Here is a 16829-nt window from a genome sequence, read left to right as displayed (position 1 = left end):
GGCGCATGATATTGAGGACGCTGTGCGCGTTCGCCGCGGCGCTGACCGTGTGCGCCGGCTCGGTGGCCGTCGTCGCGCCCGCGTTCGCCGCGGACGGCGCGACGGCTGCCGCGGACGGCGCGGACGGTACTGACAATGCGGACGGCTCCGGAGACGGCGATACCGGCGATGGTGATACCGGCGATGACGGGGACGCCACGACACTCGCCGACGTGACGCTGCGCTGGGGCATGAACGACGAGACCAATTCGGCCGCGTTCTACGGCGGCTGCAACTTCCTCTCCGCGGGAGTCGCCGCGGACACGGGCGGCTCGAAGACCTGGGATGAAAGCCTCTACACGGCGAACGACGGGAACGTGAGCATCCAAAAGCCCGACGCGAACGGCGAATGGACCGAGGCGACCTGGGCGTCGAAATGCCTCACGCGCGACGGCGCGAACGTGACGATGGGCAAACGCGCGGACGGCCGGTCGATCAACACCGAATCGCAGGTCGTGGTCTCCGGCGGCACCGGCACGGTGAAGTCGGATGGCACGACGACCGTCAGCTGGAAAGGCTCGTGGACGGTCGCCTACTACGGCGGCATGACCTACTGGTCCGTCACCGATCCGACGCTCACGCTCGCCGCGGACGGCACCGGCGCGCTCACCGCCACCGCGAGCGGCTACGGCGCGGACATGAACGACGCGAGCAAGTGGCTCACGCTCGAACCACAGGAGATCCACCTCGCCGACTTCACCGGCGGCAATGCGGTGGACGTCGCGAAAGCGCTCGACGACCACGGGTTCACCGCGACGCCCGACTATCTCGGCGTCGCGGTGAACGCGAGCGGCGACCACGGTTCGCAGGCCGGCAAGGATGCGGTTAACGAGGCCTACTGGGGCGCCTTCCCGCAGTCGTTCGTCGACTTCCAAATGGGGACCGGCCAGTCCGCCTACTGGTATACGTCGGGCAGCGCACGTGACTTCGCGAAACCGACGCTGCCGCTGTACGTGCAGTACGACGCGTCGTATGTCGTGGATGCGGGGGAGGGAAGCCCGGGCGGCGGTACGGGAACCGGTGCGGGTACGGGTTCCGGGAGCGGCGTGGCCACGTCGGGTGGTGCGGGTGCCGCGAAGGCCGGCACGGGGGCCGGTACCGCGGGAACGGGTACCAGCGCGGATGCGAGCTCGGATTCCGCCGGTGCGGGCGATGCGGATACGGCGGATGACGGTTCGACGGGTGCCGATGCCGGTGCTGCCGGCGTGGGGGATGACGTGCCGCTCATCGCCGACAACGCGAAGACCATCGCGGTCGGTTCCGGTGCGGTGGCCGTCGCCTCCGCATTGCCACTGGCAACCGGGTGTCTCATCCGCCACCGTCTCGGCCTCGACGCCGCCGCCGAGCTCGACAGATGCGACGAAGGCGGGTGAATCCCGTGGTAGGGATTCACCCGCCTTCGTTACCGGGCCCCATCAAACAGGGGCGTATCCGGCCGGAACTTAGTCGCGCTTGCGGGCGGCAAGTGCGAGGATGCCCGCTCCGGCGAGGATCATGCACGCCACGACGGCGAAGAGGACGGAGGAACCGGTGCTTGAGAGCACGTTCTTCGGCTGGCCGTTGTTGGTGGTGCCGCCGTCATGCTTCGGCGTGGCCGGGTTCGTCGGGTTCGTCGGCTGGGACGGCTTGGAGGGGTCCTTCCAGCTGTTGACGAAGCTGATGATCGGCGGAACGCCGTTCTCGGATTCCAGTTCCTTGCCATCGACGGTCGTGACGACCGTGAAACCGGTGCTGGACGTGTCGTCCTTCGTGACCGTGATGACGACCTTCTTCGTGGCGCTGTCGTTGGTGTATCCGGCCGCGGCGTCACCGGGGACGTGCGATTCGGCGATGTCGTACACGTAGGTGCCGGCATCCTCCGGAGTGAACTTCAGGGTGAGCGGCTCCGCCAGGTTGACGGTGCGGCCGGACTCGCTCTTGGGCGAGTCATAGGTCTCGCCGTTGTCGAGGTCGGCGGTATCAAGACCGAGCATCTTGGCGGCCTTTTCGCGGGCGTCCGCGGAGATGGCATTGCCCTGCGCGTCCGTGTCGGCGGGCTTGACGGTGAACTGGTAGTCGCCGTCGTTCATCGCCTTGCCGTTGAGCACGTTGGAGATCAGCAGCGTGTAGTCGGAGGAGAGCGCGGTGACGTCGAGGTTCGTCGTCACCTTGATGTCGGCCTCGTCGGTGTGGCGTTCCATGTAGAAGAAGTCGAACCGGTAGGTCTTGCCGTCCTTCAGTCCGAGGGAGTCCGCCTGCTTGTCGAGGTCGACGCTCTCGCTGTCCGCCGTATGCGCGCCGCCGAGGTCGATGGCGAGCTTGTTGTTGACGAACAGGTACACGTCGTCGTCGCCGGTGAAGTCGAAGAACTGGCCGGCGCCCTTGTGGTAGGTGAAGACGCCGTTGCTCTTCATGGCGTAGTGGTAGTTGTGTTGCTTCTTGACGTAGACGTTCTTCCCATCCTTGTCGAGAACAGGCTTGTTGTCCTTGTCGCGGATGCCGATGTTGCCTTCGGTCATCTCGCCGCCGTCGATGCCGTCGAGCGGGAAGAAGCCGAAGTTGCCGTCGGTCTCGCTCTTCGTCTTGGTCGGATCGTACGTGACGCTGCCCGGGGCGTCCTGCGTTCCCGGCTGGTAGGTGACGTCGCCCTCGACGCTCGTATTCGCGGCGAAGGTGTACTTGTCGATCTGCTGGCCGTGCGCCGACTTGGAGCCGTCGTAGGCGAGGACCATGTTCTTGTAGCCGTTGTACGGCGTGCCGGTGTTGCCGGTGAACAGGTTGTTGAGCATGTAGTAGGCGTACGCCATCGGGCTCTGGAAGTAGCCGATGCCGTTGTCCGTGCTGTCCGAGGAGAGGTCGATCTTCTTCGTAAGATCGACGGACTTGACGGCGTCATCATACGTCTGGGACTTCAGCGTGTTGTGCTTCGGCTTGATCGTGATGCCGCCCGCACGGTATTGCAGGCTCGTGTCGTCGCCGGCGAGGATGGCGAGCGTCACGCTGCCGTCCTTCGGCGCGGTGACGTCGAAGGTGCCGAATTCGCCGTTGTCGTCGTTCTTGGGAACCGCCGGGTCGATCTGGTCGACCGTGTTGTGGCCCTTGTTCTCATCGGTTTCCGGAACCGTGAGCGTGATCGCCTTGCCGCTCGCGTCGGTCGCCTTGATGCCGGCGTAGGCCGTACCGTTGAAGCCGCGCGCGTAGGAGACCGTGTACGTCTCGCCGGCCTTGAGTCCGGTGATGGTACGGGTCAGCGGGCTGACGGCCGTGCCGGCCACGCTGCGCACGCTGTCGCCGTCCTGGGACCACGTCATGGTGCCGGTGACCTTGGAGGCCTTGCCCGCGGCGTATTCGATGTCCTTGCCTGCGCCGGAGACGATCCACTTGCCGAAGCTCGTGGTGCCGGTGGCGTCCGTCTTGCCAGTGTAGAAGTAGTCCGTGCCGTCGCCGAGCATGCTGGTGTAGGCCGGGGTGTTATACGCGTTGTCGTCGCCCGCGGGGGCGAGCTGAGCGCCGGCGACGCGCACGGTCTTCGCGTCGGCGCTCGGGGTCAGCGCGAGCGTGATGGCCGCGGCATCACCGCTGTTGAAGTAGAAGTCCTGCCAGCCGGTGGCGTCCTTCGCGACGTTGGCGCGCTCGGTGCGGTTGGCGTCGGCGGGAGCGGCGTTGTACGCCTTGATGGCGTTGCCCTTGCCGTCCTTGATGGCGACGTTCATGCCGGCCGCGGTGGCGCCGCCGTTGTCGGCCCAGAAGGTGAGCTTGTATTCGGTGTTCGGCGTGACCGTGAACTTGCTGCTGGTGAGCGTGGAGGCCGTGTTGTAGCCGTAGACGCCGTTGCCGTCCTGCTGCCACAGGGTGTCGACGGACGGGGCGGTGGTGCCGTCGGGGGTCATGCAGGTATCACCGACGACCTGCGAGCCCGTGCCGCAGTTCCAGTTGGTGAACGCGCCGGCGTTGTCGGCACCGGGGGTGTTCGGGTTGAGCACGGTGGTCGTGGTGGCCGGGACCGTCACGAACTGGTTGAGCAGGCGCTGGAACAAGGTGCGCTGGGTGGGCTCGGCCGGAATCGCGGTTGCGTCCGCGCGTCCCAGCTCCGTGTCGATGCCCTTCGCGATCTGCTCGACGGCGGCCTTGTTGTACTGCGGCATGCCGTTCTTGCCGAGCGTCTTGTTGACGAGGCCTTTCCTCGCTGTGCCGTTCTTGCCGTTGTTGAACGAGAGATCGTTGGCGCCGGTACCGGCGCCCATCGCGTATTCGAACAGCAGGTTGTCTTTGTTGTAGTCGATGAACTGAACCGGCAGAGTCAGCGTCTTATCCGCGTTGACGGAAGCGCTGGAGGGGGTGGCGGACGCCGGCGCGATGCCGACCGCCATCAGTGTGGCCGAGGCGGCCACGGCGCATATGGCGGCTCGAATGACGCGCGCCCTGTCTTTCTTCTCCTGAGATGCCAAAAGTGGTCCTTTCCTGTGGGATTCGGGGGAGCCGGTCGGGTCGTCCCGTGTGTTGAATCCCTATATGGAGGCTTTGTTGCCCCTGTAAGGGGCAGTGTAAGGCGGCGATGGCTCAGGGGGAGGGTAGTTGTCTAAATAATGAACAACTTATTTACATTTCGGGAAGTTGTTGAAATAGGATTGCCGAAGCGGATGGGTGCCCGCCGGGGGTGCCCGCCGAGGCGCGGCGCCGCAAGACGAAGGCGCCCGAATCCCCATGAGCGGGGATTCGGGCGCCTTCGGTATCGGGCAGGCTTCGTCAGCAGGGCCTAGGCGATGTCACTCGCCGAGGGCCTTGTCGACGACCTCGGAGGCTTCCGCGAGCACCTTGTCGAGGGCCTCGGGACTCTCGAAGGACTCGGCGTACACCTTGTAGATGTTCTCGGTGCCGGAAGGACGGGCGGCGAACCAGTTGTCCTTCGTGGTGACTTTGAGACCGCCGATCTTGGCGTGGTTGCCCGGCGCCTCGGTCAGTTTGGCGGTGATGTCCTCGCCGGCGAGCTGCGTGGCGGTCACGTCGTCGCCGGACAGGGAGGCGAACTTCTGCTTCTGCTCGAGCGTGGTCGGGGTGTCGACGCGCTTGTACCAGGACTCGCCGAAGCGGGCCACCTGGTCCTTGTGCAGCTCGGCCGGGTTCTTGCCGGTCTTCGCGGTGATCTCGGCGGCTAGCAGGTCGGGGATCAGGCCATCCTTGTCGGTGGTCCACACGCGGCCGTCGCGGCGCAGGAAGCTCATGCCGGAGCTCTCCTCGCCGCCGAACGCGACCTCGCCGGAGAACAGCGGGTCGACGAACCACTTGAAGCCGACGGGCACCTCGAGCACCTTCGCGCCGATCGACGCGGCCACGCGGTCGATCAGGGAGGAGGAGACGAGGGTCTTGCCGACGGCGGCGCCCTTCGGCCAGCCCGGACGGTTGCCGCCGAACAGGTACTCGACGCACACGGCGATGTAGTGGTTCGGGTTCATCACACCCCAGTCGGGGCAGACGATGCCGTGGCGATCGGCGTCCGGGTCGGTGCCGCCGACCAGATCGTACTTGTCCCACGCGCCGGCGTTGAGCTGGTCGACGAGGCCCTTCATCGCGTACGGCGAGGACGGGTCCATGCGGATCTTGCCGTCGTGGTCAATCGTCATGAAGCGCCAGGTCGGGTCGACCTCCGGGCGGACCACGCCGATGTTCAGACCGTACTTCTCGTTGATGAGCGGCCAGTAGTTGACGGACGCGCCGCCGAGCGGATCGATGCCGAGACGCACGCCGGAGTTGCGGATCACGTCGAAGTCGATGACGTTGCCGAGGTCGGCCACGTAGTGCTCGCGGAAGTCGAAGCCCTCGACGTACTCGGACTTGACGGCCTCCTCGTAGGGCACGCGCTTGACGTTCTTGTAGTCGCCGAGCAGCTCGTTGGCGCGGGCGGCGATCGCGTTGGTCACGTCGGCCGGGGCGGGGCCGCCGGTGACGGGATCGTACTTGAAGCCGCCGTCGGTCGGCGGGTTGTGGGACGGGGTGACGACGATGCCGTCGGCCAGGCCTTCGCCTTCGAAGCGCTGGGTGCCGTCGGCGGCGCGGTTGTGGGTCAGGATCGCCTGGGAGACGACCGGGGTGGGCACGAAGTCGTCGCGGGAGTCGATGCGCACGTGCACGCCGTTGGCGACGAGCACCTCGATCGCGGTCTTCTTGGCCGGGCCGGACAGCGCGTGCGTGTCGGAGCCGAGGTACAGCGGGCCGGTGACGCCGGCCTTCTTGCGGTATTCGGCGATGGCCTGGGAGATGGCGACGATGTGGGCCTCGTTGAACGAGGTCTTCAGGGACGATCCGCGGTGGCCGGAGGTGCCGAAGATGACACGCTGTTCCGGAACGGACGGGTCGGGGACGAGGTCATAGTACTTGCCGATGACCTCATCGACGTTGATCAGATCTTCTGGGGTGGCGGGCTTGCCCGCATTGTTTGCTACCATGAATCCCATTGTACGGCGACGGGGCCGCGCAACACGTTATGTTCTGTGATTAATTGTTCTGAAATGTGTGTGAACGTCGGATGAATCCCCGACGGATGTCCGCGCGGTCGTCCCGTGGGCGCGGCGCGGACGGTCCAGCGCGTCCGACCTCACGATTCTCTCGCCCGATGCACGCCGATTCCGGAAATGACTTTTGCGAAAACCCTTGGAATTACTGGCGACACGTCGTGAGCGTGAAAAGGTTTGCACGATTGTTACCGTTCTGTTATAGTGACGCACTGTCAGTTTCCTTAGCAGGGTTGCTACTCAAGATTTCGAGGCAAGACCTGAGGCGTGAGCCAAACCATAGGGACGGTCGCCCACAAGGCGCATATCCCCTACGGTCAGACTCTTGCCCCAGGTCTTTTTCGTTGTCTGGGCCAATGCCGACCTGACACGTGGGGGAACTGCGACATATGGAATGAAGGAAATGGAGAACACGATGTCGCATCAGGACGATGTCAAGGCGATCATCACCGCCGTCGGTGGTGCCGCCAACGTCAAGTCGTTGACGCACTGCGCCACTCGACTGCGTTTCGAACTCAAGGACGGGGGCAAGGTCGACCAGGCCTCCCTCGACGCCAACAAGGTCGTGCTCGGCGGCGTGCCGCAGTCCGGCGACCGCTACCAGGTCGTCATCGGCGGCCAGGTCGCCTCCGTGTACGACGAGATCATGCACCTGCCGGAGATGGCGGGCCTCGGCGCCGGCACCGTCCCGGACGACGACGGCGATGGCGAGATGTCCAACGCCGAACTCAAGGCCGCGGAACGCAAGAAGGGCATCCGTGGCAAGGTCGCCTGGCTCGACAACTTCTTCGAGTATCTGGCCGACTCCTTCCGCCCGATCCTGGGCGTCCTGCTCGGCGCGTCCATCATCATCGCGCTCGTCAACCTGGCCATCTCCCTCGGCCTCGTCGAGAACGACACCGCCACCACCGGCCTCGTGTTCATCCAGGCCATCTGGAAGGGCGTGTTCTACTTCCTGCCGATCATGATCGCGTACAACGCGTCCAAGAAGCTGAAGGTCGACCCGTGGCTGGGCGGCTCCATCATGGCCATGCTCATGACCCCGCAGTTCATGACCACCCTGCAGGATCCGAAGCAGTGGGGCGACGCCGTCAAGTGCGTCAAGGTGATGGGCAACACGCAGTGCACCACCACCGTGTTCGGCCTGCCGATGCAGATGTCCGATTACTCCGGACAGGTCTTCGTGCCGCTGCTCATGGCCGCCGTGCTCGCCCTCGTCTACCACGGGCTCAAGAAGATCATCCCGGACTCCGTCCAGCTCGTCTTCCTGCCGTTCTTCTCGATGATCATCGTCGGCGCCCTGACCGCCTACATCATCGGACCGCTGGGCGTCTGGGCCGGTAACGGCGTCGGCGTCGCCCTGTCCTGGATGAACTCCCACGCGCCGTTCATCTTCGCCATCGCCATCCCGCTGCTCTACCCGTTCCTCGTGCCGCTGGGTCTGCACTGGCCGCTCAACGCCCTCATGCTCATGAACATCCAGACGCTCGGCTACGACTTCATCCAGGGTCCGATGGGTACGTGGAACTTCGCCTGCTTCGGTGCCACCGCCGGTGTGCTGTTCCTCTCCATCCGTGATAAGGACGACCAGATGCGCCAGACCTCCATCGGCGCCCTCGCTGCCGGCCTGCTCGGTGGCGTCTCCGAGCCGTCCCTCTACGGCATCCACCTGCGCTACAAGCTCATCTACTCCCGTATGCTCGTCGGCTGTGGCGTCGGCGGTGTCGTGATCGCCGTCATGGGCTGGCTGTTCCCGTCCTCCGCCGGCGTCCACGGCGTGACCACCACCACGTTCGCCTTCACCTCGCTGCTCACCATCCCGGTGTTCAACCAGATGTGGGTCTACGCCGTGTCCATCGCCGCCGCGTTCATCACCTCGATGGTCCTCATCATCACCCTCGACTACCGCACTCCGGAGCAGAAGGCCGAAGTGAAGGCCCGCGTCGCCGCCGCCGCCAAGGCCAAGGCCGGCAAGGGCGGTGCCGCCGCCGTCGAGGCCGCCCCGGCCGCCGCGACTGCGACCGCCACCGCGACCAAGGCCGAGGCTCCGGCCGTCGACGCCGCGCCGACCACCGCCGTGCTCGCCCCGGTCGACGGCCACGTCGTCTCCCTCGACGACGCCGGCGATCCGGTGTTCGCCTCCCGCGCCCTCGGCGAGGGCGTCGGCGTCCAGCCCGCCGCCTCCGTGGTCAAGGCCCCGGTCTCCGGTGTGCTCCAGACCGTCGCCGAGACCGGCCACGCGTTCGGCCTCAAGACCGACGACGGCGTCGAAGTGCTCGTGCACGTCGGCATCGACACGGTCAAGATGAACGGTGAAGGCTTCGACGTCAAGGTCGCCAAGGGCGATCGCGTCAACGCCGGCGATCCGCTCGTCGCCGTCGACTTCGACAAGGTCAAGGCCGCCGGCTACAGCACCACCACGCTGATGACGGTCCTCAACACGGCCATGCTCAAGGCGGTCACTCCGAAGACGGACGTGGACGTCAAGGCCGGCGACGAGGTCATCGCCATCGAGAAGTGACCATTCCCGACGCGCCGGTCCCGAATCTGACGGCAATTGCCGCCATGATTCCGGGCCGGCGCGTCGGCTATGCTGGGAAAGGGATCCGCGGCGAGGCCGACCTGTCGTCGTCTCCCCGCGGACCTTGCGGTGAAAGGGCTGTCATGGAAATACTTCGCGTCTTCAACAACAACGTCGTCCTGGCGAAGGACCGGGGGCGTGAAGTCATCCTCACCGGGCGTGGGCTCGGATTCAAGGCCAAGCCGGGCATGAAGGTCGACCGCACCAAGGTGGCACGTGTGTTCGTGCCCGCCGACGGCCGCGACCCCGACCACATGGCCCAGCTGCTCGGCGACATCCCGCCCGAGATCATCAAACTCGTCTCCGAGACCATGGACGAGATCGGCATGGGCGAGGAGGCCGCGCAGAATCCCACGCTCGTCATGGCGCTCGCCGACCACGTGTGCGGGGCGCTCCGCCGCGTCAAGAACGGCATCCCCTCGATTCCGTATCCCCTCACTGAAGAGGTGCAGTCGCTGTACGAGCGCGAATACGAGCAGGGGCAGGAGCTGCTGCACGCATTGAACCGGCGGCTCAACAACGCGCTCTCATCCAGCGAAGGCGTCGCGTTCGCGCTGCATCTCGTCAACGCCGGATTCGCGACCGGCGACCTGTCCAGCACGTACACGATGACCGGCGTCATCCAACAGCTGCTCGCCGTCATCGAAAGCGCCTATGGCATCACGCTCGACGAACACTCCGTCAACGTGGGCCGTTTCATCACGCATCTGCGCTACCTGTTCGTGCGCATCCACCAGCATGAGCAACTGGAACGCGAACCGGAGGCGATCGTCGAATCGATCGCGCAATCCTACCCGGAGGCGTCGCAGTGCGCGGGCCGCATCGCCGAACTCATCGAACTGCGACTCGACACCACGCTCACCAAGGATGAGATCGCCTACCTCACCCTCCACGTGGCCCGCGTCACCGCCGCCTAGCGTTTCCTACGACCGGATCGGCTCCATCGTGCCGGTGGCGGACGGGTCCTGCCGCGTGATCTCCGGCACGCGCACGATCAGCGCCTCACGGTCCACGGTGAACCGGATGTGCTGCGTGGCGGGCAGCATGTCGCCGTCCACCTGCGCGGGCGTCGGCTTCTCCAACACGAGCTCCGCGCTCACGCCCTGCACCTGGTCGATCGTCGAATTCGTCGAAAGCGGATTCTGCTCCGCCTTGCCGGTGATCGTCTGATGCACCACGTCGCCGAACAGGTTCGCCCAACCGATGAGCCCGCCCGTCGTGTCGATGATCTCGAAGTCAAGCAGACCGTCGTTGAACGAGGCGTTCGGCATCAGCGAGAACACGGGAATCTGGCCGCAGTTGCCGGCCATGAACGTGCGGAACACGAGTCCGCGCGTCGAATGTGTGCTGCCGTCCGCGCTCCGGATCGTCACGTTCGCACGATACTTCGGCGCGAACAGGTTCTTCACGCCGCCCACGAAATACGCGAGCCAGCTGATGTTCTTCTTCAATTCCGGATCGGTGTCGTCGATCATCGCCGCGTCGAACCCGACGCCCGCGATGATGAGGAACGCGTGCGCGTGATCGTCCTCCGGATGGTCGAGCAGCGCGAGACGGCCCATGTCGACGCGCCGCGATCCGTGCGACGTGGCCACGGTGAGCGCCGCGTCGATGTCGTCCACCGGAATGCCCATGTTGCGCGCGAACAGGTTGCCGGTGCCGATCGGCACGATGCCGAGCGCATGACCGGTGCCGGACACGGCCGACGCGACCGTGCGCACCGTGCCGTCGCCGCCCACCGCGACGACCACGTCCGCGCCGTGCGCGAGCGCTTCGAGCGCGCACGCGCGGCCATCCTTGTCGAGCTGCGTGTCGATGAACTCGACCTCCGTGAGGCCCTTCTCCTCGCAGAACCGTTCGATGCGCGCGCGGCGGGCGTCCGCCTGCGGCTTCGACGGATTGATGATGAACGCGTAATGCACCTGGTCGTCATCGCGTTTGACGAGTTTCTCGGCGAGACGGCGGCGGCGGTACGCGCGCATGGCGAGCGCGGCTGCGACGATGACGGCGACGACGCCGATGACTACTGCGATGATGACTGCGGCTGTGGGCATAACCCTTATTCTGCTCACCCGACGCTCGGTTTCCCGCATCGCCACGGGATAATTGAACGATTCCTGCACGTGGGGGGCGGGGCATGGCGGGTTTGCGGGTGGCGGTGTGATGCGGGTGCGGTGTGATGTGCGCTGGGCGCATGATTTGCGTCGGTTGCGTGCCATATCTGGCATGGCGCCGACGTTGCGAAGGCCGTAGGCGTCGGATGCGTGCCGCCCTTGGCACGGAACCGACGCTGAGCTAGCTGTCTGCGTCGGATGCGCGCCACGCTTGGCGCGGTGACGATGCTGCGAGGTCTGTAGGCGTCGGTTGCGTGCCACGTTTGGTGCGGGACCGACGCATTTGGCACGGGGACGCCTGCGCTGCGCTGCAGGAGCGGGGAACGGACGATACAGGCGGGACAGGACCCGGTCAGGCCCCGCGCCCCGCGTGTCGGCTTACGGCGGTAGGCTGGGCGGCATGCTTGATATTCAATTCATTCGCGAACACGCCGATGTCGTCAAGGAATCCCAGCGCAAGCGCGGCGAGTCCGTCGAACTCGTCGACGAGGTCCTGCGCTCCGACGAGGCGCGCCGCTCCTCCCTCAAGGAATTCGAGGCCGCCCGCGCCCAGCAGAAGGAAATCGGCAAGAAGGTCGCCGCCGCCCCGGCGGACGAGAAGGCCAAGCTGATCGCCGAGACCAAGGCGCTCGCCAACAAGGTCTCCGAGTACAAGGCCGCCGCGGACGCCGCGTCCGAGGAATACACCACCGCCATGTGGAAGCTGTCGAACATCGTCGAGCCGGAGGCGCCGGAAGGCGGCGAGGACGATTACGTCGTCGTCAAGAAGGTCGGCCAGATCCGCGACTTCGCGGCCGAAGGCTTCGAGCCGAAGGACCACCTGACCCTCGGCACCGAGGTCGCCGGCATCGACATGCGCCGCGGCGTCAAGGTCGGCGGCTCCCGCTTCTACTTCCTGCGCGGCCAGGTCGCCCGCATGCAGATCGCGATGCTCACGATGGCCGTCGATCAGGCCGAGGAGCACGGTTTCACGCTCGCCATCACCCCGACGCTCGTGCGTCCCGAAGTGATGCGCGGCACCGGCTTCCTCAACTCCCACGCCGACGAGATCTACCGTCTGCGCGAGCCCGACGACCAGTACCTCGTCGGCACTTCCGAGGTGGCGCTGGCTGGCATGCACGAGAACGAGATCCTCGACCTCGGCAACGGCCCGCTGCGCTACTGCGGCTGGAGCTCCTGCTACCGCCGCGAGGCGGGCGCCGCCGGCAAGGACACTTCCGGCATCATCCGAGTCCACCAGTTCGACAAGGTGGAGATGTTCGTCTACGCGAAGCAGGAGGACTCCTACGCGGAGCACCAGCACCTGCTGGAGATGGAGCAGGAGATGCTCGCCAAGGTCGAGGTGCCGTACCGCATCATCGACACCGCCGCCGGCGATCTCGGTTCCTCCGCCGCCCGCAAGTTCGATTGCGAGGCGTGGGTGCCGACCCAGGGCCGCTACCGCGAGCTCACCTCCACCTCGAACTGCACCGAGTACCAGGCCCGTCGCCTGAACATCCGCGAGCGCACCGAGGACGGCTCCACCCGCCCGGTGAGCACGCTTAATGGCACGCTGGCCACCACCCGCTGGCTCGTCGCGATCCTCGAGAACCACCAGCAGAAGGACGGCTCCATCGAGATCCCGAAGGCCATGCGTCCCTACATGGGCGGCAAGGAAGTCATCGAGCCCACCAAGTGGGAGGCCTGACGCCCCCAAAGGCGTAACCACCCACCACACATCCCACCCATCCCATCCCGCCCAATCCCCATGGTGCGGTAACACACAATCTCCATAACGGCGGAAAATAGCCGTTTTGACCTACCGCACCATGGGGATTTTGCCGCACCATGGGATGCCGGGGGCGGTTTAGGGGTGTGGGGCGCGCCGCCGTGAAGGCGGAAGGGCGTGTTCCGCACCTTCTGTATAATGAATCGTCGTGCATGCGGCCGAAATGGAGCATGCGCGATACGGACAGATGTCTGAGCGGTCTAAAGAGACGGTCTTGAAAACCGTTGAAGGGCGACCTTCCGCGAGTTCGAATCTCGCTCTGTCCGCCGTAACGAACGGGGCTTCGGAAATCTCCGAAGCCCCGTTCCGTGTATTCGCGTGTATTCCCACCGTCGTTCAACCGCGCAACAGTCTAGCGCAGCAGCCGCATCGCACGCAGCAGCGGCTGACGCGTGAACCGGTCCACAACCGTCACGACGAGCACGAATGCGACGGAGAACAGCAGTGCGAACGCGATCGCGCCGGTGACGCCCGCGCCGCCGTGCGCGGCGAGCGACGTCATCAGCGCGGTGCAACGGTCGTGCCACAGGCCGCCCGTCAGCGACTGCGCGATGTAGAAGCCGAGGATGCCGGACGCGACGGCGGCCGCGAAACGCACGATCGCGTGCGGCCGCGCCGGTTCGGCGGCATCCGCGCCGCCGGCGTCGCGACGCGTGTCGCCGCCGGTCGCCGCCGCCATCAGCGCGAACCATGCGGCGAGGAACGAGACGAGCGACGTCGATTTGAACGACATCGCCATGAGCAATCCGCGCGCGCCGGCCACGGCGAACACGGCTTCGAGCAGCGCCGTCACGGCGACGACCGCGACCAGCGCGCGCCGCCAGAACCGCGGCGTCGCGGCGTGGCCCGCACGCACGTCCATGCCGAGGATGCCGGAGAACAGGAACGTCGCCAGATACGTGACCGCGCTCATCAGCTTGCGCCAGTCGGTCAGTCCACGGCCGCCCTCCGGCGCGACGAATGCGATGTACGCGTTCAGTGCGAACACGATCACGAGCGCGAGCGCGGCGAGCGCGTGGCGGGTCCGCGCGTCCATGCGCGCGAACAGCCACGCCGCCGCCGGCGCGACGACGACGAACACGAGATACAGCCAGACGAATTCGAGGCCCATGCCCCACCAGCCGACGGCGCCGAAACGCGGCACCGGTGTGAACACATTGATGACGGCGCATACGGCGACGTAGAACAGCACGGACAGCACGATGATCGCGGCACGTCGCACGGTCGCCGCGCATTGGACGCGCAGCGGCTTCGTCGCCGCGGACGGGATGAGATAGAACCCGGAGATCATGTAGAAGATGTGGTTGCCGCACGCGCCGAGCAGCGCGGTCATGCCGAGCACCCACATCGCCGCCGGATTCGCCGCGACCGGCTGCAGCTCCGCCGGCAGACGGTCGATCGGCGTCGCGACGGCGACCACGGCGAACCACGGCTGGAACGTGTGGAACACGGCGATGCCGAGGATCGCGGCGACGCGCAGCATCTCCACGCGCATATTGCGCGCGCGGCGGGGGCGTGGAGCGGATTGCGCGGTCTCTCGCGTGGTCATCTGGACGGATTCGTCATCGGTCATTCACACGATTCTACGGTCGGCCGCCCACCGGGTCAGTTCGGTGCGGTTCGACAGCTGGAGCTTGCGCAGCACGGCGCTCATATGCGTCTCCACGGTCTTCACGGAGATGAACAGCTCGGCGGCGACCTCCTTGTACGTGTATCCGCGCGCGATCAGGCGCATCACATCCTGTTCGCGGCGGGAAAGCCGGTCGAGCTCCTCGTCATGCGACGGGTAGCGGTTCGCGCCGCCTGTGCCGGCCATGCCGAGTCCCGCGCCGAAGCCTGCGCCCACAGCGTCCGCGCCGGCCGCGCCTTGGAACGCGGACAGCACGAATCCGGCGAGTTTCGGCGAGAACACCGCGTACCCCTCGTGCACCTGCTTGATCGACGAGATGAGGTCCGCGCCGGTGATCGTCTTGGTCACGTAGCCGCGCGCGCCGGCGCGGATCACCGCGCCCACGTCCTGCGGCGCGTCGGACACCGACAGTGCGAGGAACGCCGAGGCGGGGGAGTACGCCTTCGACTTGAGCAGGATCTCCGCGCCTCCGCCGCCCGCGCCGCCCGGCACGTGCACGTCGAGCAGCACCACGTCGGGCTTGGTCCGTGCGATCATCGCGATCGAACCGTCCACGTCCGCGCCCTGGCCGACGATGTCGAATTCGGTGCGCAGCGTGGCGGTCACGCCCGCACGGAACATCTCATGGTCGTCGACCACGGCCACGCGGATTCGCGCGCCGTCGCCCGTCGCGGTCGTTCCGGCCGCGTCGCCCGTCGCCGTTCCCGTCGTCGCGTCATCACGCATCGTCATCCCGTATCCCTCCGTCATCGCGTCCATCATTCCTTCCCGTCCCGTCGCGACGCATCGTCGTCGACCGTCGTGCGCGCGCCGCCGGCCGCGCCGGCGCCTTCCGGCGCGGCCGCGACCGGCATGCGCATGCGCACTTCCGTGCCCCACCCGGGCCGCGACACGATTTCCACTGTACCGCCGCGGCGGCGCACGCGGCCGACGATCGACTCGCGGATGCCGAGACGGTCCGGCGGGATCGCGTCCACGTCGAAGCCGTCGCCGTGATCGCGCACATACACCTCGACCGCCCGCGCGCCCGCCTCGCAGTAGACGGACACCGGTTCGCCGCCGTGCGTGACCGCGTTGACGAGCGCCTGCCGCGTCGCGTCGAGCAGCGCGTCCGTCGCGGCGCTCGGACGCGCGTCGCCGACGGTCACGACGTCGATCGGACGGCCGTGACCGTCCTCCACTTCGGCGGCGATCGCCTTCACGCCCGCGCTCACCGAACGATCCGACGTGACGCGCTCCTGATATAGCCACGCGCGCAGCTCGCGCTCCTGCGCGCGGGCGAGCGTGAACACCATGTCCGGTTCCGCGCTGTGCAGTTGGATGAGCGCGAGCGTCTGCAATACGCCGTCATGCAGGTGGGCGGTCATGTCGGCGCGCTCCTCCTCGCGCTCCTTCATCGCGCGCTCGGCGGTCAGCGTGCGCAGCGTCGCGCCCGCCCACGGCAGAATCGCGAGCACGACGCCGACGAGCATGAGGAAACCGGCGACGATGATGCGGCGGGGGAATGGCGTGCCTGAATACATGACGGTCGTCACATACGCCACATAGGCGAGGAAGATGAGGACGAGACCGGCGACCATAGTCGGGATGCGGCCCTGCTTCGCGTCGAACCGCGACCACGCGGCGATGAGACCGCATGCGGCGAGCAGCAGCGGCATGATGAGGTCGGCATGATTCGTGCCGCCCAATGCGACGCTCATCGCGACGAGCGCGAGACCGACGCATGCGACGAGCGTCGGCAGCGGGATGCGGCGGATCGCGGTCGCCACGTTCTCCGTCGAACCATGCATCGCCTCGGCGGCCGATTCGGCGCGCGTGCGGCCGGTCGCCGTGTCGCGGTTGCCGGCGGCGAGCGGCGCGTTCGCGACCGGCGTGGCCTGCGCCTGGGCGGCCGCCGCGGCCGCGGCGAACGGATCGCCCACGGGAACGAACATCCACAGGAACAGGTAGGCGGCGACGCCCGCGCCCCACAGGAACGTGAGCGCGACGAACGCGAGCCGCACCCAGCCGGTCGGTATTCCCAGATGCAGGGCGACGCCTTTGCAGACGCCGGCGAGCATGCGGCCGCGGGTCGGGCGCATGAGCGGGAGCTTCGCCGGGCGCAGGGGCGGGAGATTCGGTGAGGTCATGCCTCCATTGTGCCCGCTTCGGGGTGTGGAATCAGGATTCCTAGCCCGGGTTCAGGGAAGAATCAGGGGTTTCCCCGACG

At 66.6% G+C, this 16829-nt stretch carries 10 protein-coding genes and 1 tRNA gene; 5 read left to right on the top strand and 6 right to left on the bottom strand.

The genetic code is table 11. The features are described from left to right. The first annotated feature begins 5 nt into the window (after positions 1 to 5). Positions 6 to 1412 carry a hypothetical protein gene (locus BSTEL_RS11350; RefSeq protein ID WP_156963148.1) on the top strand — a complete coding sequence of 469 codons (1407 nt, stop codon included), beginning with the start codon at positions 6 to 8 and terminating at the stop codon, positions 1410 to 1412. A gap of 69 nt (positions 1413 to 1481) precedes the next feature. On the opposite strand, the gene BSTEL_RS11345 is transcribed toward BSTEL_RS11350, so the two are convergent. Next, on the bottom strand, positions 1482 to 4466 hold the full coding sequence (locus tag BSTEL_RS11345; RefSeq protein WP_156963147.1) for a fibro-slime domain-containing protein: 2985 nt from the start codon (positions 4464 to 4466) through the stop codon (positions 1482 to 1484). 318 nt (positions 4467 to 4784) lie between these two features. Beyond that, entirely contained in the window at positions 4785 to 6461 is a 1677-nt protein-coding gene (pgm, locus tag BSTEL_RS03620) for a phosphoglucomutase (alpha-D-glucose-1,6-bisphosphate-dependent) (protein WP_034527246.1), read from the bottom strand. A 481-nt stretch (positions 6462 to 6942) separates the two neighbouring features. Between pgm and BSTEL_RS03615 the strand changes: the two genes are divergently transcribed. Next, complete coding sequence (locus BSTEL_RS03615) at positions 6943 to 9048, top strand: glucose PTS transporter subunit IIA (protein WP_034527449.1); 2106 nt, start codon at positions 6943 to 6945, stop codon at positions 9046 to 9048. Between the two features lie 143 nt (positions 9049 to 9191). Beyond that, positions 9192 to 10025, top strand: a complete 834-nt coding sequence (locus BSTEL_RS03610; RefSeq protein ID WP_034527243.1) for a PRD domain-containing protein — start codon at positions 9192 to 9194, stop codon at positions 10023 to 10025. A 6-nt stretch (positions 10026 to 10031) separates the two neighbouring features. Here the strand turns inward: BSTEL_RS03610 and BSTEL_RS03605 are convergent, their stop codons facing one another. Then, positions 10032 to 11162 (bottom strand): diacylglycerol/lipid kinase family protein, encoded by a 1131-nt coding sequence (locus BSTEL_RS03605; protein WP_034527240.1) that lies wholly within the window; start codon positions 11160 to 11162, stop codon positions 10032 to 10034. Between the two features lie 460 nt (positions 11163 to 11622). Here BSTEL_RS03605 and serS point away from each other — a divergent pair, with 460 nt between their 5' ends. Both serS and BSTEL_RS03595 read left to right on the top strand, forming a co-directional pair. Further along, complete coding sequence (serS, locus tag BSTEL_RS03600; protein ID WP_034527232.1) at positions 11623 to 12909, top strand: serine--tRNA ligase; 1287 nt, start codon at positions 11623 to 11625, stop codon at positions 12907 to 12909. Positions 12910 to 13171: 262 nt separating this feature from the next. Then, positions 13172 to 13256: transfer RNA gene (locus BSTEL_RS03595), tRNA-Ser, on the top strand. Positions 13257 to 13342: 86 nt separating this feature from the next. Here the strand turns inward: BSTEL_RS03595 and BSTEL_RS03590 are convergent. The 3 genes from BSTEL_RS03590 to BSTEL_RS03580 form a co-directional block, all read right to left on the bottom strand. Beyond that, on the bottom strand, positions 13343 to 14563 hold the full coding sequence (locus BSTEL_RS03590; protein WP_034527229.1) for an acyltransferase family protein: 1221 nt from the start codon (positions 14561 to 14563) through the stop codon (positions 13343 to 13345). After that, positions 14564 to 15241, bottom strand: a complete 678-nt coding sequence (locus tag BSTEL_RS03585; protein ID WP_051922838.1) for a LuxR C-terminal-related transcriptional regulator — start codon at positions 15239 to 15241, stop codon at positions 14564 to 14566. A gap of 137 nt (positions 15242 to 15378) precedes the next feature. After that, positions 15379 to 16749, bottom strand: a complete 1371-nt coding sequence (locus tag BSTEL_RS03580) for an ATP-binding protein (protein WP_034527228.1) — start codon at positions 16747 to 16749, stop codon at positions 15379 to 15381. Between the last annotated feature and the right edge of the window lie 80 nt (positions 16750 to 16829).

Source organism: Bifidobacterium stellenboschense, assembly GCF_000741785.1.
Classification (GTDB): Bacteria; Actinomycetota; Actinomycetes; order Actinomycetales; family Bifidobacteriaceae; genus Bifidobacterium; species Bifidobacterium stellenboschense.
Note: the sequence above shows the minus strand (reverse complement) of the source record. Positions and strands in the feature narration are given on the sequence as shown.

What these genes read in the sequence shown, in the direction of transcription:
- BSTEL_RS03610 (WP_034527243.1), top strand. Translation starts at nt 9,192, where the DNA reads ATGGAAATACTTCGCGTCTTCAACAACAACGTCGTCCTGGCGAAGGAC.
- BSTEL_RS11350 (WP_156963148.1), top strand. Translation starts at nt 6, where the DNA reads ATGATATTGAGGACGCTGTGCGCGTTCGCCGCGGCGCTGACCGTGTGC.
- BSTEL_RS03615 (WP_034527449.1), top strand. Translation starts at nt 6,943, where the DNA reads ATGTCGCATCAGGACGATGTCAAGGCGATCATCACCGCCGTCGGTGGT.
- BSTEL_RS03580 (WP_034527228.1), bottom strand. Translation starts at nt 16,749, where the DNA reads ATGACCTCACCGAATCTCCCGCCCCTGCGCCCGGCGAAGCTCCCGCTC.
- BSTEL_RS03590 (WP_034527229.1), bottom strand. Translation starts at nt 14,563, where the DNA reads ATGACCGATGACGAATCCGTCCAGATGACCACGCGAGAGACCGCGCAA.
- serS (WP_034527232.1), top strand. Translation starts at nt 11,623, where the DNA reads ATGCTTGATATTCAATTCATTCGCGAACACGCCGATGTCGTCAAGGAA.
- BSTEL_RS03585 (WP_051922838.1), bottom strand. Translation starts at nt 15,241, where the DNA reads ATGTTCCGTGCGGGCGTGACCGCCACGCTGCGCACCGAATTCGACATC.
- BSTEL_RS03605 (WP_034527240.1), bottom strand. Translation starts at nt 11,162, where the DNA reads ATGCCCACAGCCGCAGTCATCATCGCAGTAGTCATCGGCGTCGTCGCC.
- pgm (WP_034527246.1), bottom strand. Translation starts at nt 6,461, where the DNA reads ATGGTAGCAAACAATGCGGGCAAGCCCGCCACCCCAGAAGATCTGATC.